This is a genomic window from Stutzerimonas kunmingensis (genome assembly GCF_021432085.1).
In the GTDB taxonomy this organism is placed as follows: Bacteria; Pseudomonadota; Gammaproteobacteria; order Pseudomonadales; family Pseudomonadaceae; genus Stutzerimonas.
This window is the reverse complement of record NZ_CP090366.1, coordinates 29,070-55,673: the sequence shown is the minus strand read 5'-3', so window position 1 is coordinate 55,673 and position 26,604 is coordinate 29,070. Positions and strand designations below refer to the sequence as shown.

The following is a 26,604-nucleotide window of genomic DNA, read 5'->3' as shown; positions in this document are numbered from 1 at the left end:
AGCGGCTGAAGCGACACCACACGGCGCAGCGGCAGCGATCACTCAGATAAGAGCATCAGCCCCGGCAATAAATCCCGCCTGGAGGGTGTGCTGGTCAGGCCGGATCGACCAGGTCCTGCCATTGCTCGTGGCGCTCGATGTAGCTGGCGATGAACTCGCATTGCGGCACCACCCGCTTGCCGCGGCGCCGCGCATCCTCCAGCGCGCCCTTGGCCAGCACACTGCCCAGCCCCTGCCCGGCCAGGCTGGGGTCGACCTCGGTATGGGTAAAGACCATCCGCTCGCCCTGCTCGCTGTACTCGGCAAAGCCGAGCGGCTGGCCGTCGACCAGCAACTCATAGCGCTGCTGCGCGGCATCGTGGCGGACGCTGGCTTGTCTATCGCTCATGGCGGGCTCCCTCTCAGATGAATGACTGCGCTAGAGGTACGAGTGGGCGCAGTGTATGAGGGTTCAGGTGGCGCGACGACGAACCGGAATGCGCCGTGCGCGTTGCTCAGGGCCTTGCAAGCCCGCGCCAGGCCACTGCTCCAGAGGTAGCGGCGGCAAGGGCATTTGGTGACTGATAGAGGCTTGGCAGAGCAGGCAGGCCTTGAAGCTGGCGTTAGCCTCGTTCGCCGCTCGTTTGGATTTCAGCGTGACCGCCCGACACGACGATCGCCTGGTTATTGCTGAATGGGCGAAGCGCCAACACCTGCCCATACTCCTTCAGCACCTGCTCGACGGCCTCGTCGAACGGCGCATTTCGGTAATGCGGCAGCGGGTAGAAATCGACCAGCCCCAGTGCGGTATAGGACTCCAGATCAGGCGCGGCAGTGACGTCATCCAGCGCCCGAATATAGTCGATGCTCGGGGCGAGTATCGCGGAGCCGGCGGATTCGCCGATATAGCACTTCCCGGCCCTGACCTGTTCCGCGATCAACCTGTCCGCGCCTGTGCGCTTCAGCTCCTGCAGCAGAAAGAAGGTGTTGCCGCCTGACACATAGATGTAATCGCCACGTTCGAGCTTGCTGACGATCTCGTCCTGAGTTGCGGTTGAAACCTCGAGTTCATCGATCACCAGACCGGCTTCGACAAACGCCTCCCTGGCCGCAACAAGGTAGGAATTGACCTCCTCGGCAAGACTCGCCGTAGGAATCAGCGTAACCGTCCTGCCGCGGCACTCGCCTCCGGTGAACCTGACAAACAAGTCCACGACCTCAGCAAAGGAGGATGTCAGGAAGATATTCATGGTTACCTCTGCGCTCGATTGATTTTGGGCTTGCTTCTTGAGAAAACGGCCGGACAGCTGATACAGACCTGCTGCGCTGCGTGGGAGTGCCGCGAGTGCGCCATGCTCCGACCGCCTCGACGGACTCACCCGCTACCGATCCCACGCCCGTTCGAATCAATCCACCCCGACAAACCCACCGGTCTGGTGCTGCCACAGCCGCGCATAGAGCCCGCCGCGGGCGATCAGCTCGGCATGGGTGCCGGTCTCGATCACCTGGCCCCCGTCGATCACCACCAGCCGATCCATACGGGCGATGGTCGACAGCCGGTGGGCGATGGCGATCACCGTCTTGCCTTCCATCAGGGTATCCAGGCTCTCCTGAATCGCCGCCTCGACTTCCGAATCCAGCGCCGAGGTGGCTTCGTCGAGCACCAGGATCGGCGCGTCCTTGAGCAGCACCCGGGCGATGGCGATGCGTTGCCGTTGCCCGCCGGAGAGCTTCACGCCGCGCTCGCCCACCATCGCCTCGAAGCCAAGGCCGCCCTGGCTGTCGTCCAGGGTCTCTATGAACGCGTCCGCGCGGGCCTTGCGTGCCGCAGCCCAGAGTTCTTCTTCCGTGGCGTCGGGCTTGCCGTAGCGCAGGTTGTCGCGGATGGAACGGTGCAGCAGCGAGGTGTCCTGGGTGACCACGCCGATATTGGCGCGCAGGCTTTCCTGGCTGACCTCGGCGACGTTCTGCCCATCGATGAGGATGCGCCCGCTTTCCAGGTCATAGAGGCGCAGCAGCAGGTTGACCAGCGTCGACTTGCCGGCGCCGGACGGCCCGACCAGGCCGATCTTCTCGCCCGGGCGAATGTCGATGGTCAGCCCGCTGATCACCCCGCCCTGCTTGCCGTAGTGGAAATGCACGTCGTCGAAGCGCACGCCGCCCTGCTCCACCTGCAGCGGCCTGGCGTCCTCGGGGTCGAGCACGTCGCGCGGCTGGACGATGGTCTTCATGCCGTCCTGCACGGTGCCGACGTTCTCGAAGATGCCGTTGACCACCCACATGATCCACTCGGCCATGTTGTTGATGCGAATCACCAGGCCCAGCGCCAGGGCGATGGCGCCTGTCGTGATCAGCGCCTCGCTCCACAGCCACAGCGCCAGCGCGCCGGTGCCGACGATCAGCAAACCGTTCATGCAGGTGATCAGGAAATCCAGGCTGGTGATCACCCGCGACTGCAGGCGGAACTTGCCGAGCAGCTCCTGCATCGCCTCGCGGGCGTAGCTCTCCTCCTCCCGCGAATGGGCGAACAGCTTCAGCGTGGCGACGTTGCTGTAGCCGTCCACCACCCGCCCCATCACCTTCGAACGCGCCGCGGACGCCGCCGCCGAGCGCGCGCGGATACGCGGCACGAAGTACCAGAGTGCGGCGCTGTAGCCGACGATCCACAGCAGCAAGGGCACGATCAGGCGCAGGTCAGCAGCGGCGAACAGATACAGCGCGCTGCCGGCATAGACCACCACATGCCAGAGCGCATCGATCACCTGCATGGCCGAATCGCGCAGCGACGGCCCGGTCTGCATCACGCGCTGAGCGATGCGCCCGGCGAAATCGTTCTGGAAGAAGTTCAGGCTTTGCTTGAGCACGTACCGATGGTTCTGCCAGCGGATCAGATTGGTCAGCCCCGGATTGATCGCCTGATGCGTCAGCAGGTTGTGCAGGCCGAACACCAGCGGCCGGATGACCAGCGCCACCGCCGCCATCCACAGCAACTCGTTGCGGTGCTCGGCAAAGAAGGTCCGCGCGTCATCGGTCGCCTGAGCCATATCGATCAACTGGCCGAGAAAGCTGAACAGCGCCACCTCGATGAGCGCGGCGAAGAAGCCGACCACCAGCACGGCGGTCATCAATGGCCATACCTGCTTCAGGTAATGGGCATAGAAACGCAGCATCCCGGCCGGCGGCGCAACGTCCGGGCTGGGCTTGAAGACATTGATCAGGTTTTCGAAACGGCGGAACAGCATGGGGAGGTCTGCTTTGTGGCGAGGTGGGCGAACGTCGTTCGCAAATACGCCCGCTCTGGCGCGGCATCCCGGTTGGACGCCCGGAGCCCGCGAGCGTTTCGCCAACCACCTGCCCTGCCCGTCGATTCGCATCGGTGGACAAGCGCAGCGTTGTCCACCCTACGCCACTCGCCCCCCTCTGCCGACACCGCGCATGCGTAGTTACGTTCAGGCTACCTCGCTACCCCTTCGGAACAGTCTCCGGGCGCAGATACGGCAGCATATGCGCCACGTAGTCCGCCTTGCCCAGCTCGATCCCTTCCTTACGCAGGATCGAATACGCGGTCATCACATGGAAGTAGAACTGCGCCAGCGTCCAGTCGCGGGCGTACTGGTCCGCAGTCAGGTCGAAGATCATCCCGTTTGCCAGCTCATGGGCGATTGGCTTGTCCGCATTCGCATCCAGCGCATCGGCGGCGAGACCGTCGAGCAATGCCACCGTCTCATCGATCCGGGCATAGGCATCAGCCAGCGTGCCCGGCCGCTCACCAGCCTGCCTCCCCTCGTCCAGCAACTCGTTGATCACAGCCGGAAACGCCTCGCCTCTCAACCGGCAAACAGCCTCCCGCGCCTGCACACAGGCAAAGCGAACCTGGGTCGACAGCGGAAACATATCCGGCGCCAGCCGTGCGGATAACAACGCCTGCGCCTCCGCTTCCGGTAACTGGGCCTGCGCCTTCTTTAGCCAGCCGGAGAGGGGAATGCAACCGCACTGACGACAGGCTCGAAAAAAGCTATTCCTCACTGCTTGTGGGGAGAGTCCATATACAGTTGTTAGGTTCAACTCTCAGGCTTAGGGGCTTCGCTAATGGTTTTATTGGAGGTTGTGGTGTGATTGATCACTTTGTTTTTTAAATTTCTTTAACTCAATGGTTTCGCTTGCTGCGATGACAAGCACTGAATCGCCCCGGCTTTTGTGGAGGCCGTTTCGTTTAAGTCAGGCCGCCATGGCCTGACCTGCTTGTTGCTGGTAGAAGTTTGCCTCAGCTTCCGCAGGCGGGATATAGCCGATTGAACTCAGCAACCGCTGGTGGTTGTACCAGTGCACCCATTTCAAAGTCGCCATCTCAACAGCTTCGCGGCTCTTCCATGATTGACGGTAAATCAGCTCGGCCTTGTACAGCCCGTTGATTGTTTCGGCCAAGGCGTTGTCGTAGCTATCGCCCTTGCTGCCAACTGAGGGCTCAATACCGGCCTCTGCCAGTCGCTCGGTATAGCGGATCGAGACGTACTGACTGCCACGGTCGCTGTGATGGATCAGGCCGCCAGTGCGATGCGGTTGGCGGGCGTATAGGGCCTGCTCCAGGGCATCCAGCACGAAGTCGGTCTTCATGCTGGTACTGACTCGCCAGCCGACGATCCGTCGCGCAAATACGTCAATCACGAAGGCCACATACAGCCAGCCCTGCCAGGTCGACACGTACGTGAAGTCCGACACCCACAACTGGTTCGGGCGATCGGCATGGAACTGGCGCTGTACGCGATCCAGCGGGCAGAGCGACTTGTCGCCGGCCACCGTTGTCCGCACGACCTGGCCGCGCCTAATGCCCTGCAATCCAGCCCGACGCATCAACCGTTCCACCGTGCATCTGGCCGTCTCGATGCCTTCTCGCCGGAGTTGCTTCCAGACCTTCACCGCGCCATAGCACTGCATGTTGGTGTTCCACACCCGCTGGATTTCCAAGATCAACGCGTCATCGCGCCGAGCACGGCAACAGCGCAGTTCCGGGTTGCGCTGCTGCGCCGCGTGCCGGCGGTAACCGGACGGGGCGATCTGCAAGACACGGCAGATCGACTCGACCCCGAGACGGTCACGATGCTGATCGACAAATGCCCTCAGGACTTGGTGCGGCGGTCGAGCTCCGCCTGGGCAAAATACGCACTGGCCAGGCGCAGAATCTCGTTGGCTTTGCGCAACTCACGGTTCTCACGCTCCAGGGCTTTGATGCGTTCGCGCTCTTCGGTGGTCGGCCCAGGACGCTGACCGGCATCAGTCTGGTGGCGACGAATCCAGCCATGCAGGGTTTGCGCTGCACAACCAATCTTCGGGGCGATGGCCTCAATGGCCGCCCACTCGGAGGGGTAGTCGTTCAGGTGCTCCAGAACCATGCGCACAGCACGTTCACGGACTTCGGGGGAGTAGGTCGTAGTCTTTCTCATAGCCTCATCTTCTCAAGAGTTGAGGCCTCCACGAAACCCGGGGCGATTCACACCGATTCAGTTGCAGGTGAGTAGAGAAAATATTGATCGCCTGCTTTTCCTATGTATCGGAGATGGGGGCTTTGCACAGAACTTGCTTTGGATTCGGAAGGTTGAGTATTGGAAATTACATACGAATAGCTTTTGCCGCTGATAATATCGTTTGCTCTTAGTATTCCTTGCCCGTATGCGAAAGGCGGGAGTGCTGCCAGAAGAAAAAGTAATGTGGTATGGGTTTGCTCTGACTTTATAATTGAGCTTAGAGGGATAGTGTTCTTTAGGGCGAGCGATATGGGAATGGCAATAAGTGCTGGTAGTATTTTCCATTTTTCGATGGGGGCAAAAATAAATAAGAACAGCACGAATAAAATATATATCGTTGCTAACGCTGGAGCGTAGCGGCGTAGAATAACTCCGGCTCGACTATTGGCTACCCCGCCTTGAGGCATGAAGCCGTTGGGCAGCATTATTTCCCCCATAAAAGCCCCAAGCGCTAAGAATATAAATACAGATGCGATTGGGTAAGCTGCTGTTTTTACTACATCTGAAAGACTCAGGTGCTCCAGTATGTTGACGCTAAACGGTGACCAGTAACCCCATAAGTAAAGTATCGCAACTAGAAGCGAGTAAATTCCTCCCCAGTATGCAATAGAGATTGTTGATTCTTTATCTGCGTTGTTGGTTGGTGTAGGCATGAGTATCTTTGATACCTAACGTTTGGTTAAGGGGCGGGCTTTAGCCCGTCCCAGTGAGCGAAGCGAGCGATTTGAACCACTAGTTAGGCGTTCCGCCATTACTCAAGGTCTACACAGACCTGCTTGTGCCACGCAGCAAGATTAGGCCACTTTTCATTAGTGCTGCCATTGTGAGACCAGTAAATTATCTCGCCCGACTTTGATATACAGAAATAGTCGCCATTGTCCTCAATGAACGGTAACAGGTCTTTCGGAAGGCCCATGACATTCCAGGCTGTTTCGGCAATTTCAAAGATATCAAGATGTCCAGAGCCAGGCAGAACTACCGCCGCTTCAAAAGTAGCATTTGCAACATCGCTGCCAGACTTTAAAAAGCATCGGTAGCCATCATGAAACCTAATGCCAAGCCTGCACTCTGCGGTGGCGATTTCGGCATCTGTAGGGATTCGAAATGGATCGTTGTTCATGATGATATTGCCTAACGATTAAGCTAACGGGTGAGCAAAAGCGTAGCTTTTGCGAGTCCAGTGAGCGAAGCGAACGGTGTTGAGGGCATAGTTAGAAGCCTGACAACTTATAGATTACGTTTTTTGTTATAACTCCGGCTCCAACATAGGTCAGACACATGGTGCCGATAAAAAATATCTTAATTTTCCAAAATAAAGCTATATACCCAAACACTCCCTTAAATCTGGCCACGTACCTTTTTGCAATTCTTCTGTAATCGGCTCCCTTGCTAAACGCCCAGAGAACAATTATGAAAAGGAAAAACCATGCAAACGGTTCCGGATGCTCGAACTGGAGCGCCGTAGCGGCGAGAGTCACGGCAAGAATTCCCGCAATGTCGTTTGCAAACGTGAAGTAGCTCTCCGCGATAGCTTCTTCTTGGTTTGAATAAAGCATGAAATTTACCTAGGCTCTAACGTTTGGTTAAGGGGCGGGCTTTAGCCCGTCCCAGTGAGCGAAGCGAACGATTTGAACCACTTGTTAGTTTCCGCGATAGCTTGTTTGAATATCGATGTTGTTAGCGTCAATATAATTTACTAGCTTTCGATATGTCTCTAGGAGAAAAGGCCTATTTCCCCAATTGTTACTCTCATCATCAACCCTGGGTTCGACAAATGTACCTGTCGGGCTAATGAAATGCTGGCTGTCTTCTAAGCACATTTTTGTGTGCTCCCAGTCAATATTGAAAATAACATCAAAGGCCGTAAGGAAATCTGATATCAACTGGTTTAATTCTTTGTGAGCCTTGAATCCACCTGATTTTTGGATTGCTAACGCTCTAGCAAGATCAAGAACCTCTTCAAGAATTTCTCGGTCTGAACGTAAATCGCTTGAGCTGGCTTCTCCTAAGTTGCTGGATTCAATGATGCTATTGATTTTGCTTTCTAATTCAGGCCAAAACTTTTCAAAAACCGTATGGAGTACACTCTCTTCTAGAGTGTTCGATTTGTTTGCTTTATTTAGATCGGATACAAGCCTTTTAAAATCAGCTTTCTCAAAAAGGGTGGTCTGAAATTGCGTCAGGGGACCGTTTATATCTGAATTTTCAATTCCGACAAGTATTGGGCATACAAGAGATTGATCTACTTTTTTGGAAATGGCGCCTGCCTCAAACATGAGCCATTGACTGTTTATGTTATCGCTCGTTACGCAGAATATTCCTGCCGTTGAATCATCTAGCTCTCTTGCGATATCTGATGACCATCGCGTGCCCTTTTCAATATCACTTGGGGTGAAGTATGGTTTTACTGTTTGTAAAACAGTTGGCAGCCAACCTCGAATAGCCTCGGCTACTTTTTTACTAGTGTCGCCTGACCAGCTAATAAATACTTTCATGTTTGTTCGGGCCTTAGAGTGTGCTTGGGAAACTAACTATAATTAGAAACCAATTGGTGCATAACACGCCGAACGGGCGTGGTGTATAACATTCTCTTCGTTTCGCACAGATCTGCTCTCGCTCGGGCAATACAGGGATATCAGCGCCCATATTGCTTTTTATGCGCCAACGCTTTCGCTCGGGGGCTGGCCCTTATGATGGAGCCGCGAGCGCAAATGGGCCGGAGTAGCTCGTAATGTCACAGCGGAACCACGAACAAATCGCAGTTGCTGCGCGTGATGGCACATTAGCCACTGCTTCCGTATGGGTAAAGCAGACGATGGATTAATCCTCGGTTTTCACACTGTCGCCTAACACGCGGTCACTCGCGCCGTGTGCACTTTCCGCCCGCCTTCCCTGTCCACCCCTGCATGGCTCGGTTGCGGAGGTGATTGTGGAAGGCATGTTTTTCAGTAGCGGAATGACATTGATACGCACGCTGGTGGTGGGCGTGCTGGCCTATATCAGCCTGATGCTGTTGTTGCGTCTGTCGGGGCGGCGGACGTTGTCGAAGATGAATGCGTTCGATCTGGTGGTGACGGTGGCGCTGGGTTCGACCTTCGCGACGATTCTGCTCAATCGTGATGTGTCGCTGGCCGAGGGGGTGCTGGCCTTGGCGCTGTTGATCGGGCTGCAGTACACCGTCACCTGGTCCAGCGTGCGGGTGGCATGGGTGCGGCGTACGGTGACGGGCGAGCCGGCGTTACTGTTCTTTCGCGGGCGTTTTCTCGGCGATGCCATCCGTGTGGCGCGGGTGACCGAGGATGAGGTGCGGGCCGCCGCGCGCAGTCGGGGGCTGGCCGCGCTGGATGGCATCGAGGCGGTGGTGCTGGAGACCGATGGCAGTTTCAGCGTGATCACCGATGGCGCTGGCGACAGCCGTTCCACGCTGGACGGGGTGAATGTGCCGGGGCCGAATGAAAAGGGCGTTTGAGGCCGTGGCACCTTTCGCCGGCGGCTGATCGACGCGCCTGCCGCCGGGCGGCCGCGCAGGTTCGGCTGCCGCCACGCGGTGGTGCCGCCAGACTCGTTGCTTTCCGCCACCCCTTCGATGCGACCTCACCGATGAAAACCAACCTCGACGAAATGCTCGCCTTTGTCAGCGTGGTCGACAGTGGCTCGATCAGCGCCGCCGCCGTGCAGCTGGAACAGACCGCCTCGGGCGTCAGCCGGGCGTTGAGTCGGCTGGAAGAGAAGCTGGCGGTGACGCTGTTGCGCCGCACCACACGGCGCCTCGAGCTGACCGAGGAGGGCGAGGTGTTCCTGGCGCAGGCGCGGCGCATTCTGGCCAGCGTGGAGGAGGCCGAGGAGCAGATGGCGCTGCGGCGGCAGACACCGGCGGGGCGTCTGCGGGTCAACACCGCTTCACCGTTCATGCTGCATGTGATCGCACCGCTGATCGGCGACTTTCGCGCGCGCTACCCGCAGATCGAGCTGGAGCTGTACAGCGACGACCGCATCATCGACCTGCTGGAGCGGCGTACCGACCTGGCCATCCGCATTGGCCCGCTGCCGGATTCCAGCCTGCATGCACGGCCGCTGTGCCACACCATGCGCCGGGTGCTGGCGAGCCCGGCCTATCTGCAGCGGCATGGCGTGCCAGAGAGCGTCGAGGCGCTGGCCGCGCACAGCCTGATCGGCTTTACCGAGCCTGATCGGCTCAACGACTGGCCGCTGTGCCATGCGCTGGGGGAGAGCTGGCGGATCACCCCGGCGCTGCGTGTCTCCAGCGGCGATACGGCGCGTGAACTGGCGCTGGCCGGCGAGGGGCTGGTGTGCCTGTCCGACTTCATGACCGAGAAGGATCGCCAGCGCGGCGAGCTGGTGGAGGTGCTGGCGGCGCAGCGCGTCGACGTGCGCCAGCCGATCAACGCGGTGTACTACCGCAACAGCGCGCTGGCCTCGCGCATCGCCTGCTTTATCGACTTTCTCAGCGAGCGCCTGGGCGCGTAGCCGGCCACGCCTCAACCGTTGCCGAGCATCTCGCCGACCTTGCTGGCAAAGACGTCGATGGCGAAGGGCTTGGTGAGCACCGCCATGTCCGGACCGAGAAAATCATTGGCGGCGAAGCTTTCGGCATAGCCGGTGGCAAACAGGACCTTCAGGCCGGGGCGTTGCTGGCGGGCGATATCGGCCAGTTGCCGGCCGTTCATGCCGGGCAGGCCGACGTCGGAGATCAGCAGGTCGATGCGCTGCTCGCTCTCGGTGATGCAGAGCGCTTCGCTGGCTTCGCCGGCCTCCAGGGTTTCATAGCCCAGCTCGTTCAGCACCTCGACCACCAGCAAGCGGACCACCGGCTCATCCTCGACCACCAGGATGGTTTCGCCAGCGCCTGTGGGCGTGCGCTCAGGTTCGTGGGCGAGGGCGGTGGCTTCGCCCTGATGCACCGGCAGGTAGAGGTGCACCCGCGTGCCGATGTCCGGCTCGGACTCGATCTGGATGTAGCCCTTGGCCTGCTTGATGTAGCCATACACCATCGACAGCCCGAGCCCGGTGCCCTGGCCGATCGGCTTGGTGGTGAAGAATGGCTCGAAGGCCCGCGCCATGACGTTTGGCGCCATGCCCGTGCCGGTGTCGGTGACGCTGAGCAGCACGTACTCGCCGGCGCTCATGCCGCGCTTCTTCGGATCGGGCGTGTCGCCCATGGTGAAGCTGGCGGTCGACAGGGTGATGCGACCGCCGTAGGGCATGGCATCCCGCGCATTGATGACGAGGTTGATCAGCGCGCTTTCCAGCTGGTTGACGTCCATGCAGGCGGGCAGCAGCCCGGCGCTGAGGCGCGTCTCGATGGTGATGTTTTCGCCCGTGGTGCGATGCAGCAGATCCTCCAGCGAGGCCACCAGCTGGTTGACGTCGACCGGCTTGAGGTCGAGCGCCTGCTGCCGGGAGAAGGCCAGCAGCCGCTGGGTCAGCGCGGCGGCGCGCTGGGCGGACGTCACAGCGGCGCCGATGTAGCGCTCCAGCTCCAGCGGCTCGTTGCGCTGATGGCGCCGCTGCATCAGGTCGAGGCTGCCGATGATACCGGTCAGCAGGTTGTTGAAGTCGTGGGCGATGCCGCCGGTGAGCTGGCCGACGGCTTCCATCTTCTGCGCCTGGCGCAGGGCTTCTTCGGCGCGGCTGCGCTCGGCGACCTCGGTGGCCACCCGCGCTTCGAGGGTCTCGTTGAGCTGGCGCAGGCTGTTCTCGCTGACGCGCAGCGCGTCTTCGGCACGGCGGCGGGCGCTGATGTCGGTGCAGGCCCCGGCTACGTAGGCCAGCCTGCCATCAGCATCGCGGAACGCCTTGGCCTTGCAGGCCAGCCAGCACTCCGCGCCGGTACGCAGCAGACGAAACTCCGCGGTGTAGTCATCGCCCCTGGCGTAGTGTTCGAAGGCCAGCCGCACATCGGCGCGGTCTTGGGGATGGACCTGCTCGACGAAGGCATCGACGTTGGCCACCTTCAGCCCGAGCGGCAGGCGGAAGAGCTGCTCCAGCGCACTGTCCAGGCTGAGGCTGCCATCACTGAGCAACCAGGTGAAGGTGCCGGTACCGGAGGCGAGCAGCGCTGCGCGAAAGAGCTCTTCGGAGTGGCTGAGACTGGCCTTCTTCTGGCGCCTGACTTCCTCGGTCACGTCTTCGACCTGGTGGATGATGTAGAGCAGCTCGCCCTGCTCATCGAGCACCGGCACGTTCAAAGGCCGCCAGTAGCGCAGCTCGAAGCCGCCGCCCTGCGCAGTAGGCCGCGGGATGTCATAGCGAGTGATCGCCATGCGATCCGGCGCACGGGTACGCACCACGCGTTCGAGTGAATCGCGCAGTACGCTGGTGCCGAACTCGGTCGGATCGTCCGGGTTCTTGCGGAACACGTCGAAGACCGGTCTGCCGATGCTTCCTTCCCTGCGCGTATGAGTGGCGCGCAGTTGCGCATCGCTCGCGGCGAGGATGGTGAAGTCCCGGTCAGGCGCCAGGATCAGGTGCAGGTTGGGGACGGCTTCGAATATCGCCTGATAATTGAGCGTCTGCGTCATCGGACAAACGGGCCCTTTGAATGAATCCCCGGCAGGGTGGTTTGCCGCCGGCCGGGGTCTGCATGGTTTGAATGAGCGTGTGCTTCTCGCTGCGTCAGGCCGGAATCGGCCAAGTCCCGGCTCCACCGGGCGCATCTGTCATATTCAGCAGAGGCGGCGAGGGCGATGATGGTTCCAGCCACCTGACGGAGCGCAGGCGAATACGACCGACGCGTGGGTCATTCGCGCAGACGGGCGGGTGGCATGCGATGCAGGCAGCGGTCGCGCGGATCGCGGTCGCATGGCCGGCTGGGGAAGGGCGGTTCAGGATGATGAAGCGGGTCGGGCTGGCCGCAGCCGGCCCAGAACCAGACGGCCCTGCCCAGCGAGGTGCTGAACAGGGCCGCGGGGTATTTCTGTTACTGCGGACGCATCCGCAGGCTGGCGCTTACTGGCCGAGCAGGCCGGCGCTCTGTGCCGAGCCGAAGGCGAAGCCGATGAACTCCTGCACGCTCATTTCCCGGCCATTGAAGGTCACCCGGTTGTCGGCGTAGTGCAGCGAGCTGACCAGGCGTTCGCCTTCCAGGCGCGACCAGCCGGTGTCCAGCGCCATGCCGCTGAACAGCTCGGTGGCGGCATCGCTTTCCTGCTGCAGTGCCGCCGGGTCGAGCTGGCCGTCAGGCTGGTTGTTCTGCGCGACCAGCCCGGCGATGTCGCGCACCAGGTTCTTGTCGATACCGGCGTCGGCCTTGAGCGAGGCGAGCATGCTGGTGATCATCGCGTCCGGGGTGAAGGCGTCTGCGCTCGGCGATTGCAGGTCGAGCACGACGGACAGGCGAGCCGAGCCGTGAGCGGTTTCGAAGCCGAACTCGTCGAGGGCCAGGGTGGGTTTGTGTTCCAGCAGCTGCAGGCCATGCGCCTGCAGCTCCTGCTGCTGGGCGGCGGTCATGCCGGCGAAAGATTCCTGCGGGGTGGCGCTGCTGTCGAGAATTTCCTTGTAGCTCGCGACCAGCGCCTTGAGGCTGCTTTCCTCGAGGTTGCGCAGGCTGAAGGCGAGGGCGAGGTTGCGCAAAGTCTGGCCTTTGGCGCTGACCTCGCCGATGCGGTAGGCGATGGTCTGGTCGAGGCCACGGCTGCCGCGGCTCAGCGACTCCTCGACGGAGGCCTGCTGGATGACCACGGCAGGTTCGTCGCCGGCCTTGATCTCCATGCGTTCCAGGGTGATGGCGGACGGGCCGAAGCCGAAGCCCGCGTCATAGTCCTGCTTGTCGGCGCTCAGGCCGATGCCACGCAGGCTCACCTGTACCGGCTGGCCGCTGTCGCTGCGCTGCAGGTCGATGTCGACTTCCGCCAGTTCACCGTCCATGCGTACGTCGCTGCCGGCCTTGTTCGCCTCGAAGTTGAGGTTGGCCGGTGCGATGCGCACGCTGCCGTCTTCGTCCTTGATGTTCAGCGCGGCGGTGCGCAGGTCGCCGGCCTGGCCGCCGTCGTAGCCGATGGTCACGTCACCCACCAGCGGCACTTCGCCGGCGGCAGCGTCGAACAGCTTTTGCGTCAGCGGCGTGCGTTCGAGTTCGAAATGGCTTTGCGCGGCGACCGGCATCAGCTGACCACGGGTCAGGCGCGACATGGGGAAGGGACCGTGCTCGAGGCGATCCTGCAGCAGCAGGGCGTAGTGTTCGGTGTTGCCTTCGTCGTCCGCCACTTCGATGTCGATCTGGTAATGCGCGGTGCTGGAGAGCAGGCCGCGTTCGAAGCTGAGCAGGGTGAGGCCGACCTCGGCACCGGCGCCGACGCCCATCTCGCGCAGCTTGAGGTTGGCCTGGTCGACGGCATCACGGGCGGTCGATTCGACCTGGGTGCTGGTGTAGAAGGTGGCGGCGCCGAAGAGGGCCAGAGGTACGGCAACGGCGAGTGCGAGCTTTTTCATGGAGGCATCCTGTGCGGTGGCTGGGCAGACGTCCTGTCAGCCGGTGGTTGGCAAGCGGCGGCACTCTAGCAGCGCGCAGCGGCAGGCTCCAGCGCGCCGGGGCAGAGGATGGGAAGGGTGAGAACGTGGCAGCAGATTCGGGCGGGACGACGCCTGCTGCGCCTTCGCCGCCCTGCCTGCGTGGTTAATGCATGTTGTCCGATTTTGGCACGGGTATCGCCACACTGCTTTCCACACTGCCGGCCTCGGCGTCGCCTTCCTTGTAGAAGGGTTCGATTTCCTCGCGGGCCTGTTGCCAATGCTCGCTTTCCTTGCCTTCCGGCTGGCCTTCGGCTTGCCAGATTTCATAGGCGCGCTGGCGGATTCGTTCGTCGACGTTCATGTGACAACCTCCTGGTCACGGGCTCGCGAACGCGAGCCGCTAAGCAGTGGAAAGGGGGCTGTGGCGGAGGTTCCGGCGGGGCGACGAGCGCGCATGGCCCTGGTTGCGCCGTGGCGTCGCAGGCTGGATAACATCGCGCATGGAACCGCCGGCGCTGATGCGGTCGAAGCTCTGGATAAATGGCGCCGACTGGCGTTTCATTCGCTTCGCGCCACGCCCGCCTGGGCCGGCGTACCGCCTTTTCGCACAGGACTGACCGATGAGTATCGCCGCCAACGCAGGACGCCTGCCCGACCCGCACACCCTGACCCACCTGCCGCGCCTGGTGGCGCGCTACTACAGCGACCGGCCGGACCCGTCCGACCCGGCGCAGCAGGTGGCGTTCGGCACCTCCGGGCACCGCGGCTCCTCGCTCAAGGGCAGCTTCAACGAGTGGCATATCCTCGCCACCACCCAGGCGATCTGCGATTACCGCCGCCAGGAAGGCATCGACGGCCCGCTGTTCATGGGCATGGACACCCACGCGCTGTCCGAACCGGCGTTCATCTCGGCGCTGGAAGTGCTGGCAGCCAACGGCATCGAGACGCGCATCGACGCCGGTTGCCCGGAAACCAGCGGCGAGCCGGGCTACACGCCGACCCCGGCGATCTCCAACGCGATCCTCAGCTACAACCGCGGCCGCAGCAGCGGGCTGGCCGACGGCATCGTCATCACGCCTTCGCACAACCCACCGGGCGATGGCGGCTTCAAGTACAACCCCACCAATGGCGGCCCGGCCGACACCGGTGTGACCAAGTGGATTCAGGAACGCGCCAATGCGCTGCTGGTCGCCGGACTCGATGGCGTCAAGCGCATGGATTACCGCCAGGCGCTGAAGGCCTCGACCACCCAGCGCTTCGATTTCATCGACGCCTATGTCGGCGGGCTGGAGCGGGTGATCGACCTCGACGCCATCCGCGGCTCGGGTCTGAAGTTCGCCGTCGACCCGCTGGGCGGCGCCGGCGTGCACTACTGGCCGCGCATCGCCGAGCGCTTCGGCCTGCCGCTGGAGGTGCTGTCCACGGTGGTCGACCCGACCTTCCGCTTCATGCGCCTGGACTGGGACGGCAAGATCCGCATGGACTGCAGCTCGCCACATGCCATGGCCGGGCTGATCGAGAACAAGGACCGCTTCGACGTGGCCTTCGCCTGCGACACCGACCACGACCGCCACGGCATCGTCACCCGCTCCGGCGGCCTGATGAACCCCAACCATTACCTGGCCGTGGCCATCGAATACCTGTTCACCCATCGCCCGGGCTGGAGCGCCGAGGCCGGCATCGGCAAGACGCTGGTGTCCTCGTCGATGATCGACCGCGTCGCCGCCGGCATCGAGCGTCGGCTGGTGGAGGTACCGGTGGGCTTCAAGTGGTTCGTCGACGGCCTGATGGATGGCAGCCTGGGCTTCGGCGGCGAGGAATCGGCCGGCGCTTCGTTCCTCGACAAGCAGGGCCGCGCCTGGTCCACCGACAAGGACGGACTGATCCTCGGCCTGCTCGCCGCGGAGATCACCGCAGTGACCGGCAAGGACCCAAGCGAGCGCTACAAGGCGCTGACCGACCGCTTCGGCGCGCCGGTGTATCAGCGCATCGACGCCGCGGCCAACCGCGAGCAGAAGGCGCGCCTGGGCAAGCTCTCTGCCTCGCAGGTGAGTGCCAAGGAGCTGGCCGGTCAGCCGATCACGCGCATCCTCACCGAGGCACCGGGCAACGGCGCGGCCATCGGCGGGCTGAAGGTGGAAACCGAAAACGGCTGGTTTGCCGCGCGGCCGTCCGGCACCGAGGACGTCTACAAGATCTACGCCGAGAGCTTCGAAGGCGAAGCGCACCTGGCGCGCATCCAGGCCGAGGCCAAGGCGCTGGTGGACTCGGTACTGGCCGGCTGAGAAACAGGGCCCGGCCTCAGGCGTCGGGCTCCAGCTGCTGGCGGTCACTGATGCTGACCGCCAGCTGCGCGGCTTCGACAGCGTCGGTCAGGTAACGGCTGTTGCCATGGACATCGGTGACCCGATAGACCCTGGCGATATCCGGGTGGCGCAGATGTTCGGGGATGTCGTCGCCTTCGAGCTTGGTCAGGCTCACGCTCATGCCGCGGCTCCTGTTGGCGGGTGCTGTCTGGCATCTGACTGCGCCGCGGCCGATGCGATCCGCTGAAACCGGGCGCCGAGCATCCGCTGCGACGCGAGCGACCGCTCAGGGTCGCGCATCCAGCGCCTTTTCCACCTCGATTTCCAGCGCATAGGCCGGCTGTTCCACGGCGCGATGATCCAGCGTGTAGCGTCGGGCGAACTCGGCGACGCCCCAATCCAGATACTGTTCGACGTGCTTCAGCTCATGGGCCCAGAGCGCGACGTTGTCCTGCGCATCGCTGGCGTGGCGGAAGACGATGACGTCGATCAGGGTCACGGCGTTGACGTCCGGATTGCGCAGCAGGGTGTTGCCGGCATTCAGCGCCACTTCGTCGCCGACGCGGTAGTGCGCGCTTTCCAGCACGGCGAGATCGAAGAACGGTTCGAGCTGCGAACGGATATGCAGCGGCATCGGCTCGACGTCGCTGGCCATCAGGCGATCCCGCGATTGCTGAATCCAGTTCTGCAGCGCCAGCGCGGCCATGCGCTGCACACGGTCGTAGACGGCCTGGGTATCGCTGGCCGAGCCGGGCACGCAGAGGCAGCTGCCGCTCAGGCAGATTGGCTGTTGGCCAGGCGGGCAGGCCGTCTGTGCAAGAGCCGGAGCGCCGGCCCATGCCATGCAGGCGAGCAGCAGGGAAAGGCGGCGAAGAAGCGGGGTGAACGACACGCGAAGTCCTCGAAGGCGAGGGCGAGCCCCGGGCCGGTGCGCACTATAGCCGTGCGCCCGGGGCTCGCGAAGAGGGCCTTCAGATCACCGGCGATGCCGCGCTCACCACGCGCAGGGCCAGGCCTTCGTAGGGGTCGAGGTTGAAGGTCAGCTCGCAGTTCTCGGTGAGGTCGCCTTCCACGCGCTCGTGGATGATGTCCACCACCGGGCCGGGCGCTACGCCGGGCAGGCAGACGGTTTCGCTGATGGTCTCGGCGCTGAAGTTCAGTGCGGTGATTTGTACGCCTTTGCCGGCCGGCAGCTCGTGAACCATGATCAGCAGCCCCGGCGCCTGCACATCGGGAATCAGGATCTGCTTGCTCGCGGCGATGTCGTAGGCCTGACGCACGCTGAGGATGCGTTTGAGCTGGCAGGCGAAAGAGCCGCCGTGCTGCAGCTGCTCGGCCAGGCTGCCGTACAAGGCGCGGGCTTTCGGCAAACCTTCGGCGGACGTCGACGCCTCGGGTGCGAGGTCCGCCAGGTCATAGCCGCCACGGTTGATCCAGCGCGTGTCGCCGTCGCCCATCAGGTGCTCGACCTGCTCCGGCGCCAGCGGCAGGGCGCCGACCAGATCCCAGCCGGATAGGGCGAACACGCCGGGCTGCATGGCATTGAACATCACCAGCAGGATATGCAGGCGCTGGATCTGCTCCACTTCAGCCGGGCCGATGGCGTCCAGATCGCGAATGTTCAGCGCTGCCGCGATCACGCTGGCGGTGGTGCAGGCCACGCCGTTGGTGACGAACTTGAGGTTGTAGGGCGCATGCTCGCCGGTCAGCCGTTCGTACAGCTCCTCACGGATCAGCTCGCGCAGATGCCCGCCGGGCAGCGTCTGGCCCTTGTAGTGGTAGTGGTCGTAGGCGTGCAGGGTCCAGAAATGCACCAGCTCCAGGGTCAGCTCGTCGTGGTTCTGCAGCGCATGGATCAGCGAGGCCGGGTCGATGCCGAAGGCGTGCACCTCACGCAGCATCATGCGCAGGAACTCGGTGTCGCCGGTCACCAGCGCGTGATGGTAGGCCGGACGGGTGATGAAGTCGTAGGACAGGTCGGCGCCGCCGTGGGACATGGCGGCAATGTCGTCGATGGTCAGGTTCAGCTCCTGGAAGCTGAAGCCACCGGCCTTGCGAATCGCGCCAGCGAGCAGCTGGTTGCCGGTGACCGAGAGCGGATGGCCCTCGGACCAGGCGGTGCCCTCGGCCCTTCGCTCGACACCGAGAAAGCCGTTGGCATCCAGGCGCAGCATGCGGGCGCCGGCCACATCAATGGCATGCAGGGCATCGCCGATGATCAGCTGCTGGGCGGCGAAGGTCGGATCGAGCCAGTTCAGCGAGGGCTGGCCTTCCTTGAAGTAGTGCAGGTAGACCCAGCGCCTGACCTTGCCGTCGACCCCGGTGACTTCCCCGGTGGCGCTCCAGTCGGTGTCCTTGATGCCGGGCTCGAAGAAGATCACCCGCTGCAGCTGGCCGACGATGTAGTGCTTTTCATGCAGGCGATCAACGACCGGCGGTTCGAGATTGACCGAATCGCGTCCCGGCGGCACCTCGGGCAGCAATTCCCAGTCCTCCTCGCGGATCTCCACCATGTGGTACAGCCCCGGGTAGTCCCCGTAGGCCATTTCCGCGAGGCGGAAGTCGGCGCCCTTGCCGGTGTGCGCCGGGACGATGTCGTCGATGACGATGGCGTTGTGCGCGGCGGCGACCCGGCTGAGCTGCAGCATCTGCTCTTCGGTGCCCAGCTTCGGGTCGATATCGAAGCTGATGCGGTCGAAGTTGCCATCGATGGTCGGCGTGAATTCGCGACCGCGCAGGCCCCCGGAACGCTTCATCGGGCCGTTGTGGATGCCCTGCACACCCAGCTCGGAGAGCGCGCTCCACAGGCGATCGTCACCCAGCGCTTCGAGCACCGAGCTGCCCTCGGGGGTGATGATGGCTGCCGGATAGGCGGTGAACCACACCGAGCCGATGGCGCTGGCATCGCGCGGCCGCGCCTGGGCGTAGGGCCGCTGCCAGAGCCGCGCCTGACCGGCGTAGAGGCGCGACCGCTCGCGCGCCGCGTGCAACATGGACTGGTCCACCAGCCACTGGATATAGCTATCGTCTGGGGTGCTCATTCGACGTCGGTTCCCGCTGTGCTAAGGGAAATGTAGTCGTTTGAGTCGGGTGTTCCGTCATCGTTGCATCGAATCGTCCGCCGAAGTTGTCCCGACCAGCCGCGACGACCGGGCATCCGGCGCGGCCCGTGGCCTGACGCGCCGTGGCCGACCACGCAGGCGGCGCCAGCCCAGCAGCACGCCACTGACGGCGATCACCAGCATGCCGGCGCTGAATGCCAGCAGCAGGCCGTCACGCAGCAGCGGCCGTTGCAGCAAGGGCAGCCAGTCCCAGCTGTGCAGCAGCTTGAACACCCAGCGCACGGCACGCCGGCGCTGGTCGAGCTGTTCGATAAGGGCGCCGCTGTAAGGATCGATGTGCAGCCAGGTCGCGGCCGGATCGTCGAAACGCACCCGTAGCAGCGGCAAGCGGCGCGGCAGATGGCTGTAGAGGCTCGGTTCGCTGCGGGCGTAGTAGTGGAAATCCTCGTGTTCCAGCCAGTCGAAATGCAGCGACTGCTCCGGCCAGGCCTGGCGGACCTCGCGTTCCAGCAGGGCGCGCTCAAGGCGATCCTGTGCCGGCTCGGAATGGGTGGCGAGCAGAATGCGTGTTTCACCCCCGGCATCGATACCGAGCAGATAGTGCTGATCGCCGAGCACCTGCCACTGCAGCTCCACCGGTTCGATACCAGCCTGGCGGAATCGGGCCAGCGCGGAGGCCAGATCCGAATCCAGCGCCTCGGCATTTAGCGGCGCCTTTCTTAGCGCGGCGGCATCGACGGTCGAACGTTTCTCGAACAGCCCCCAGGGCTCCATCGACAGGATGCCGCTGACCAGCCAGACCAGCATCGCCACGCCGACCAGCATCCCGCCAACGTGGTGCACGCGGCCAGCGCCAGCCGGGTAGGGCGAGTGCGAGCCGTTGCGGTAGCGACCGGCGAAGCGCCAGCGCAGCAGCCCGATCGCCATGCCCAGCAGCACCAGCACCGCGGCCAGCAGCGCACCGTAGACCAGCGCCACCGACCAGATCGCCTTCGGCATGACTTCACGCAACGGGTAGATCCAGTGCAGCCAGGCGCCCAGCAGGTTCCAGGCGCGCTCGTGGGCGGTGGCGTCGCGCACCACCAGCCCGGTATGGCTGGAGACGTACAGCAGATGCCCTTCCGCATCGTCCGCCTGTACGCGATACAGCGGTCGCTCGCGAGCCAGGGCGTGGTTGCGCGTCCAGGCATCCTCCTCGACCTGGTCGAGCAAGTGCACCCCGGCACCGGCGAACTGCCCCGCGCTGGCCAGCGCCTCGGCAGGGCCGATGCGCTCGATGCGCCGACCGCTGCGCGCGTCCACCGCCAGCAGCGGGCCGTCGCCGTAGTCCAGCAGGTAGCGCGGCGAGCCACCGGCACCGGTCAGACGCAGGCTGAGCGGCGTGCGCGGGTCTGCGCTGGCGGCAAGCGCTGCGCCTGGTGCGACGCAGCAATCGGCACTTAGCGGCTGCAGGCGTGACAGGTGCTCCTCTGGCGTCAGCTTGGGGTAGCCGACGAAGAGCATCACCACGCCGCTGACGATCCAGAGCAGGACGAACAGACCGAGCCCGATGCCCAGCCAGCGGTGTGCGAGGTACAGATAGCGTTTCATGCCAGTCAGAAGTCCAGGGTCACGGCCGCATACAGCGCGCGGCCATCACCCGGCGCATGCAGGGTTTGCGCGCCGTCGAACCAGACGTACTCGTAATAGCGGTCGGTAAGGTTCTTCAGCTGCAGGTCGACGGCCAGCTGCTCGGTCAGCTGATAGCTGGCGCCCAGGTTGAACAGCACGTAGCCGCCGTACTTGCCCTGGGTGTTCTCGCGTTCGAGGTAGTAGTCGGTCTGGCCGTTGAGCCAGGCGCTGAGCTGCAGGTCCGGCGTCGCTTGGTAGCTGCTGCCGGCCGAGTACAGCCGCTGCGGCACGTGGTCGATCTGCTGGCCCTGACTGGCCGGCAGGCTCGGGTCGGCCTTCTCGATTTCGGAGAACTGCCAGGAGTGCGCCAGCCACAGATTCAGATCGCTGGCGGGGTAGAGGTTGAGCTGGGCGTCGTAGCCCCAGCGGCGAGTCTGCCCGAGGTTCTCCGATTCACCGCTGGGGTCGTTGAGCCGACGCCGCACCTCGTCCGTGGCCACCTGCTCCCAGTAGGCGATGCGGCCGTCGATCCAGTGCGCCGGGCTGAACTTGATGCCGGCTTCCCAGCCATCGTTGATCGACGGCGAGAGATCGCTGGTGCGTGGCGGCACCTTGTAGGCGGCCGCGCCGGTGCCGATCTGGAAGGTCCGGCCCCAGTTGCCATACAGGCTCAGCTGCTCAATGGGGGTGTAGATCAGGCTGATCTTCGGCTGCTCGATGCTGCCGTAGTCGTTGATCGCGTAATCGTTGCCGCTCAGCTCATCGGTGAAGTCGCCCTCGATGCGGTCGACGCGAAACGCCGGGATGATCTTCAGCGACTCGACCGGCTGGATCACCGCCTGCAGGTAGGCGCCGTAGCTGTCGTAGTCGAAGCGCTGGTCGCGGGTCTGGGTCACGGCATGGCGCTCGACGGTGGTGTAGCGCTCGCTGCGGTTGCGCTGCTGCTCGGTGTCGAGCCCGCCTTCAATGGCCAGGTCATGCAGCCAGGACACGTCCGGGCGATAGGTCAGCGAGGTGCGGGCGCCGTAGTGCTTTTCCTCACTGGTACGCCGCTGCTGTGGCGCCGATTGCGAGAAACGCACCCAGCGGTCGTCGTCCAGGGTGTTGAGCCAGACCTTGGTCGCCCAGCTGAGATCGCTGGCCAGCTGGCTGTCCAGATGCAGGCTGAGCTGATTCATGCGCCGCTCGCCCATGTCGCTGGATGACAGCGCGTAGGACTGACGGGGCGAGTGCCGCGCGTCCTCGCGGGACAGGTAACCCGGCTCGTCGGCCTCGGCCTCGTAATGCCGGGCGATCAGGCCAAGGCGCCAGTTGCCGGCGTCCGGCGTGTAGAACCATTTGCCGGACAGGCTGGTGCGCTCGCTGCCGGCATGGTCGCGGTAGCCATCGCTCTTCTGCTGACCGATGAAGTAGTTCTGCGTCCAGTTGCCGCTTTCGATGCCCTTGGCCAGCTGCAGCTCCTGGGTGTCGTAGCTGCCGTAGCGCAGCCGCGCCTTGCCGTAGTCACCGCCGATGCGCGACTGCACGGCGACGTTGCCGGCGATGTTGTACAGGCCGTAGCGCGGATCGTTGGTGCCACGCACCACCTCGATGCCGTCGATCTCCAGCGGAAACAGCATGTCCAGATAGGGCATGTTGCCGTCGTTGCTGTTGCTCGGGATGCCGTCGATCAGCAGCTTGACCGCATTGACCTCGCCCTCGCCGTTGAAGCCACGAAAGGACAGCTTGCCGGAGCTGGTGCCCTGGCCGAACTCGGTGAGCATCACTCCCGGCGCGCGACGAAACAGCTCCCAGCTGTAGAGCACCGGTTGCTGTTCGAGAATGTCGCCGCCGAGCAGATCGACCGAGCTGATCACGCTGCTGGTCGACAGACCACCACCCGACTGGGTGGCGGTGACGGTGCTGCTGCCCAGCGACAGCGCGGAGGCGGCGGTATCGGCAAGGCTTGCCGGCAGATAGGCAGCGGCCAGGGCCGCGATAACAAGACGTGGCAGCGCAGAGCGCCGCGAAGGGTGCGCAGGATGATCGAGCATCTCACATGTTCCTTGTGCAACAGACAGGGCCGCACGGCGAATAGCCGCAGGCAAACGCCAGCACCACCGTGGTCGGTGCAGACAGTTCAGGCGAAGCAACGAAGGGTGACGCCAGCGGCGTCAGGCGAGGGGGGAGGCGCGAGGATTGAGGGCCGGCCATTGTTGCCGTGGCGACGGCCGATGGGCGCCTGCTTCGACAGCGAGGACCGGGCCGCCACGAATTTCCTGCGGTAGCAGCGGTGCGGCGCCGGGCAGCGCTGCCAGGCCCATCGAGCCGGCGCAGCAGCAGCACGGCGGCATCCCGCCATGGGTTGCCGGTTCATGCTCGCCATGCTCCGCCGACCCGTGCAGTGCGTGCGACTGCTGCAGCTGTGCCTGCATCAACGGGCAATGTCCGCTCCAGCCGAGCAGCCGCTTGCTCTCTGCCGGCAACAGGCCCGACAGCGGCATGCTCAGCAGATGGATCAGCAGGGCCAGGCTGGCGAGCCAGGCGGGAAGGCGGCGGCGTGTCATCGACGATCCGATCAGGCGCGGGTGCGAATGGCGTTCATGATAGGAACGACTCTCAGCAAAAAGAGTTGAGCAAACTCAAGAATGTTCGCTGATCGTCAGGCCTGCCGGTCAGGTTCGCTGCGCGACGCCATCGTCACGCAGCGAACGGCAGACCTCAGCGGGTTTTCAGCAGCGCTTGGGCAGCGTCCGCCGGTTGGCCGGCCAGCTGGCGCTGGGCCTGCTTCTGCTGCTTGTAGGCCAGCGCGGCGGCGGGTACCGGGGTCACGGTGCCGGTTTCCAGCCACTTCTTGAGGCGGTTGGCATCGGCCATATGGGTGTACTTGCCGAACGCATCGAGCACCACGAACGCCACCGGCCGCTGTTTCATGGTGGTGCTCATCACCAGGCAATGCCCGGCGGCATTGGTGAAACCGGTCTTGCTCAACTGGATGTCCCAGTTGTTCTTGCGCACCAGGGCGTTGGTGTTGCGAAAGCCGAGGGTGTAGTTGGGTTTGCGGAAGGCGACGGTCTTCTCGTCGGTGGTGCTGAACTGCTGTATCAGCGCGTACTGGCGGCTGGCGCGGATCAGCTTGACCAGGTCATTGGCACTGGAGACATTGCGTTCGGACAGCCCGGTAGGCTCGACATAATGTGTGCGGGTCATGCCCAGCGCCCGCGCCTTGGCGTTCATCGCCTGGATGAAGGCCGAGTAGCCACCCGGATAGTGGTGGGCAAGACTGGCGGCGGCGCGGTTCTCGGAAGACATCAGGGTCAGCAGCAGCATCTCGCGGCGGCTGATCTCGCTGCCGATACGCACGCGGGAGAACACGCCCTGCATCTCCCTGGCATCGCGGATGGTCACCGGCAGCGCCTGATCCAGAGGCAGCTTGGCGTCCAGCACGACCATGGCGGTCATCAGTTTGGTCACCGAGGCGATCGGCACCACCATGTCTGGATTGCTGGAGTAGAGCACTTCGTTGGTCTTCAGATCGACCAGCAGGGCGCTGCCGGAGGCGAGTTCCTGAACGGCCGGCTTGGCGGCCTGGGCGTGGATGGCCGGCAACGAGGCCAGGCAGGCGAACAGCAGACTGGCGAGGGTACGACGAAAGTTCACGATGGGTGTTTCCCCGCGATGGAAGGGCGAAATGCGCTGAATGCGACGTGGTAGACGTTTCGCCAGTATAGGGAATCGCCCGCAGGCTCGCCTCTTTCCGATGAGCGGTTCGTCGGAAGAGCAGCGCCAGAGCGGCCGCGTGACGATCCGGCCGATGTTGCGCGCAAAGATCGGGCCGCACCTCTGCCTGTTTTCGGAGTCAAACAACCACACTTACCGAGGGGAGGTCCCACCATGTCCCGTTTCAGCAAAGCCACCACCCGCGAAGAAGTCCAACACGAGATCGACAGCCTGATGCGCGCGCTCGATGAGCTCAAGCACGATGCCGCCCACGACTCGCGCAAGCGCCTGAGCGCACTGCGTTCGCGTGCCGAGTCACTCTGGCACGACAACGACTGGGATGAGCACTATGCCGATATCTCCCGACGCACCCGCGAAGCCAGCCGTGCTGCGCGCGAATGCGCCAAGGAGCATCCGCTGGGTACCCTGGCTCTGGCCGCGGGCGCCTTTGCCGTGATCGGCTATCTGATCACCCGTCGCTGATCGGCAGCCGTCATGCTCAATGCCGAAACGCCGCGGTTGAAGTTCGCCCTTTACGGCGCTCACGACGACCTTGGCAGCGCGCTGCTGGTGGAGCTGCTCAGCCGCCAGCATGAGGCCGTGGCATTGCTCGACGACCTCAATTCGATAGCCGCCCGGCCAGGTCTGCGGACCAAGCCGGGCGATCCGTTCGATGCAGTGAGCGTCAGCGAGAGCGTGGCCGGGATGGATGCGGTGGTCTGTCTGTTTCAGACGCCGCGTCTGCCGGGTGCCGATACGGTTACCGGGGAGTCGCCCCAGCACGATTTCTACCAGGCAGTGGAGGCGCTGTTGCTCGGGCTGGAGCGCGCCAAGGTCGAACGCCTGCTGCTGGTTGCCGACTTTCCGGCAATCGAGTTGCAGCCAGAGGTCGAGGCTGCCCTGCAACGGCTGATAGCCCATCCGCTGCGCTGGACGCTGGTAGACGCGCCGTCAGCCGGTAACCAGCTGACCATCGAGGCGCTGGCCGAAGCGGCTGGCAAGGGTGACGCCAATCCCTATCGGGATCTGCAGCGCATCGCCGCCGGCATCGTCGATGAACTGGAAACCCCCCAGCACATTCATCAGCGCATTCACTTCAGCGGCTAGCTAAGCTGCCGACGCAGTTCGGCGAGCACCGGCGCCGTGTCCGGGCGTACGCCGCGCCACAGTTCGAACGCCTCCGCCGCCTGCTCCACCAGCATGCCGAGCCCGTCCCGGGTGTCCGCACCCAGCGCTGCCGCCCACTGGCAGAACGCCGTGGGCCTAGCGGCGTACATCATGTCGTAGCAGAAGCTCTGACCTGGCCGGATCAGGCTATCGGCCAGCGGTGGCAGTTCGCCGCCGAGGCTGGCCGAGGTGCCATTGATGATCAGGTCAACCGGTTCGGCAAGATCGGCGAAGGTGCTGGCGGACAGCGGCCCCAGTTCGGCGAATTCCTGCACCAGCTGTTCGGCCTTGCTCGGCGTGCGGTTGGCGATGATCAGCGCCGCGGGCTTTTGCGCCAGCAACGGCTCGAGTACGCCACGCACGGCCCCGCCAGCGCCGAGCAGCAAAATGCGCTGGCCCGCCAGCGATACACCGGCGTTCAGCAGATCGCTCACCAGCCCGGCACCGTCGGTGTTGTCACCGAGCAGGCGGCCGTCTTCGAGCTTCTTCAGGGTATTCACCGCGCCGGCACGGCGGGCGCGCTCGGTGAGTTGATCGGCCATCCCATAGGCCTGTTCCTTGAACGGCACGGTGACGTTGGCGCCCTGACCGTCCCGGAAAAATGTACGGGCGAACCCCGGAAAGTCGTCCAGCGGCGCCAGCAGTGCCTCGTAGCAAAGCACATGGCCGGTCTGCGCGGCGAACAGGGCGTGAATCTGCGGTGATTTGCTGTGGCCGATGGGGTTGCCGAAGACGCCGTAGCGATCCATGGGTGATCCTTGCGCGGTGTTGGATACAGGTAGCAAT

25 protein-coding genes and 1 other annotated feature are annotated in these 26,604 nt (G+C 63.4%); of the genes, 5 read left to right on the top strand and 20 right to left on the bottom strand.

Annotated features, from left to right (window positions below):
- Positions 1-94: 94 nt before the first annotated feature.
- The 9 genes from LW136_RS00260 to LW136_RS00220 all read right to left on the bottom strand — a co-directional run bounded on the left by LW136_RS00260 (position 95) and on the right by LW136_RS00220 (position 7,996).
- Positions 95-388 (bottom strand): GNAT family N-acetyltransferase, encoded by a 294-nt coding sequence (locus LW136_RS00260; RefSeq protein WP_125860557.1) that lies wholly within the window; start codon positions 386-388, stop codon positions 95-97.
- Positions 389-602: 214 nt separating this feature from the next.
- A complete protein-coding gene (locus tag LW136_RS00255; RefSeq protein WP_234174360.1) occupies positions 603-1,229 on the bottom strand; it encodes a Type 1 glutamine amidotransferase-like domain-containing protein in 627 nt (208 codons plus the stop codon).
- A 156-nt stretch (positions 1,230-1,385) separates the two neighbouring features.
- A complete protein-coding gene (locus LW136_RS00250) occupies positions 1,386-3,221 on the bottom strand; it encodes an ABC transporter ATP-binding protein (protein ID WP_234174358.1) in 1,836 nt (611 codons plus the stop codon).
- Positions 3,222-3,441: 220 nt separating this feature from the next.
- Complete coding sequence (locus LW136_RS00245) at positions 3,442-3,900, bottom strand: DUF1993 family protein (protein ID WP_234174356.1); 459 nt, start codon at positions 3,898-3,900, stop codon at positions 3,442-3,444.
- A 297-nt stretch (positions 3,901-4,197) separates the two neighbouring features.
- Positions 4,198-5,420 (bottom strand): IS3 family transposase gene (locus tag LW136_RS00240; protein WP_101152418.1). Its coding sequence is split into 2 segments (ribosomal slippage): positions 4,198-5,135 and positions 5,135-5,420, totalling 1,224 coding nucleotides; the frame shifts between segments, so codons are not numbered across the junction.
- Positions 5,026-5,142: a sequence feature (AL1L pseudoknot), on the bottom strand. Its footprint overlaps the gene before it by 117 nt.
- A 47-nt stretch (positions 5,421-5,467) precedes the next feature.
- Positions 5,468-6,154: a hypothetical protein gene (locus LW136_RS00235; protein WP_234174355.1), complete on the bottom strand. Its 687-nt coding sequence runs from the start codon at positions 6,152-6,154 to the stop codon at positions 5,468-5,470.
- Between the two features lie 98 nt (positions 6,155-6,252).
- The gene (locus LW136_RS00230) at positions 6,253-6,621 is read right to left on the bottom strand and encodes an SMI1/KNR4 family protein (protein WP_234174353.1); all 369 of its coding nucleotides are present in this window, start codon (positions 6,619-6,621) and stop codon (positions 6,253-6,255) included.
- 91 nt (positions 6,622-6,712) lie between these two features.
- Entirely contained in the window at positions 6,713-7,057 is a 345-nt protein-coding gene (locus LW136_RS00225) for a hypothetical protein (RefSeq protein ID WP_234174352.1), read from the bottom strand.
- A gap of 84 nt (positions 7,058-7,141) precedes the next feature.
- Positions 7,142-7,996, bottom strand: a complete 855-nt coding sequence (locus tag LW136_RS00220) for a TIR domain-containing protein (RefSeq protein ID WP_234174350.1) — start codon at positions 7,994-7,996, stop codon at positions 7,142-7,144.
- A 434-nt stretch (positions 7,997-8,430) separates the two neighbouring features.
- Between LW136_RS00220 and LW136_RS00215 the strand changes: the two genes are divergently transcribed.
- The gene (locus tag LW136_RS00215; RefSeq protein ID WP_234174349.1) at positions 8,431-8,970 is read left to right on the top strand and encodes a DUF421 domain-containing protein; all 540 of its coding nucleotides are present in this window, start codon (positions 8,431-8,433) and stop codon (positions 8,968-8,970) included.
- Between the two features lie 131 nt (positions 8,971-9,101).
- Entirely contained in the window at positions 9,102-9,989 is an 888-nt protein-coding gene (locus tag LW136_RS00210; protein ID WP_234174347.1) for a LysR substrate-binding domain-containing protein, read from the top strand.
- A gap of 11 nt (positions 9,990-10,000) precedes the next feature.
- Here the strand turns inward: LW136_RS00210 and LW136_RS00205 are convergent, their stop codons facing one another.
- The 3 genes from LW136_RS00205 to LW136_RS00195 form a co-directional block, all read right to left on the bottom strand.
- Entirely contained in the window at positions 10,001-12,043 is a 2,043-nt protein-coding gene (locus LW136_RS00205; protein ID WP_234174345.1) for an ATP-binding protein, read from the bottom strand.
- Positions 12,044-12,470: 427 nt separating this feature from the next.
- Positions 12,471-13,952, bottom strand: coding sequence for a YdgA family protein (locus LW136_RS00200; RefSeq protein ID WP_234174343.1), 1,482 nt, complete (start codon positions 13,950-13,952; stop codon positions 12,471-12,473).
- A gap of 184 nt (positions 13,953-14,136) precedes the next feature.
- Entirely contained in the window at positions 14,137-14,334 is a 198-nt protein-coding gene (locus LW136_RS00195) for a DUF2934 domain-containing protein (RefSeq protein ID WP_234174342.1), read from the bottom strand.
- Positions 14,335-14,593: 259 nt separating this feature from the next.
- Here LW136_RS00195 and pgm point away from each other — a divergent pair, with 259 nt between their 5' ends.
- Entirely contained in the window at positions 14,594-16,258 is a 1,665-nt protein-coding gene (gene pgm / locus LW136_RS00190; protein WP_234174340.1) for a phosphoglucomutase (alpha-D-glucose-1,6-bisphosphate-dependent), read from the top strand.
- Between the two features lie 16 nt (positions 16,259-16,274).
- Here pgm and LW136_RS00185 read toward each other — a convergent pair whose 3' ends face one another.
- The 7 genes from LW136_RS00185 to pbpG all read right to left on the bottom strand — a co-directional run bounded on the left by LW136_RS00185 (position 16,275) and on the right by pbpG (position 24,591).
- A complete protein-coding gene (locus LW136_RS00185) occupies positions 16,275-16,460 on the bottom strand; it encodes a hypothetical protein (protein WP_234174339.1) in 186 nt (61 codons plus the stop codon).
- A 105-nt stretch (positions 16,461-16,565) separates the two neighbouring features.
- Positions 16,566-17,171: an eCIS core domain-containing protein gene (locus tag LW136_RS00180; RefSeq protein ID WP_234174338.1), complete on the bottom strand. Its 606-nt coding sequence runs from the start codon at positions 17,169-17,171 to the stop codon at positions 16,566-16,568.
- 79 nt (positions 17,172-17,250) lie between these two features.
- Positions 17,251-19,320, bottom strand: a complete 2,070-nt coding sequence (treS, locus tag LW136_RS00175; protein WP_102833131.1) for a maltose alpha-D-glucosyltransferase — start codon at positions 19,318-19,320, stop codon at positions 17,251-17,253.
- A gap of 57 nt (positions 19,321-19,377) precedes the next feature.
- Positions 19,378-20,931, bottom strand: a complete 1,554-nt coding sequence (locus LW136_RS00170) for a PepSY domain-containing protein (RefSeq protein WP_234174337.1) — start codon at positions 20,929-20,931, stop codon at positions 19,378-19,380.
- A gap of 5 nt (positions 20,932-20,936) precedes the next feature.
- On the bottom strand, positions 20,937-22,985 hold the full coding sequence (locus tag LW136_RS00165; protein WP_234174335.1) for a TonB-dependent receptor: 2,049 nt from the start codon (positions 22,983-22,985) through the stop codon (positions 20,937-20,939).
- 120 nt (positions 22,986-23,105) lie between these two features.
- The gene (locus tag LW136_RS00160; RefSeq protein ID WP_046621973.1) at positions 23,106-23,498 is read right to left on the bottom strand and encodes a DUF2946 family protein; all 393 of its coding nucleotides are present in this window, start codon (positions 23,496-23,498) and stop codon (positions 23,106-23,108) included.
- A 154-nt stretch (positions 23,499-23,652) separates the two neighbouring features.
- Positions 23,653-24,591, bottom strand: coding sequence for a D-alanyl-D-alanine endopeptidase (pbpG, locus tag LW136_RS00155; RefSeq protein ID WP_042925900.1), 939 nt, complete (start codon positions 24,589-24,591; stop codon positions 23,653-23,655).
- 234 nt (positions 24,592-24,825) lie between these two features.
- Here pbpG and LW136_RS00150 point away from each other — a divergent pair, with 234 nt between their 5' ends.
- Together LW136_RS00150 and LW136_RS00145 are read left to right on the top strand one after the other, a co-directional pair.
- Positions 24,826-25,134, top strand: coding sequence for an ElaB/YgaM/YqjD family protein (locus LW136_RS00150; RefSeq protein WP_003282345.1), 309 nt, complete (start codon positions 24,826-24,828; stop codon positions 25,132-25,134).
- Between the two features lie 12 nt (positions 25,135-25,146).
- Positions 25,147-25,758, top strand: coding sequence for an NAD(P)-dependent oxidoreductase (locus LW136_RS00145; protein WP_234174334.1), 612 nt, complete (start codon positions 25,147-25,149; stop codon positions 25,756-25,758).
- On the opposite strand, the gene aroE is transcribed toward LW136_RS00145, so the two are convergent.
- Positions 25,755-26,567 (bottom strand): shikimate dehydrogenase, encoded by an 813-nt coding sequence (aroE, locus tag LW136_RS00140; RefSeq protein ID WP_234174332.1) that lies wholly within the window; start codon positions 26,565-26,567, stop codon positions 25,755-25,757. The two genes, LW136_RS00145 and aroE, sit on opposite strands and share 4 nt — an antisense overlap.
- Positions 26,568-26,604: the final 37 nt, after the last annotated feature.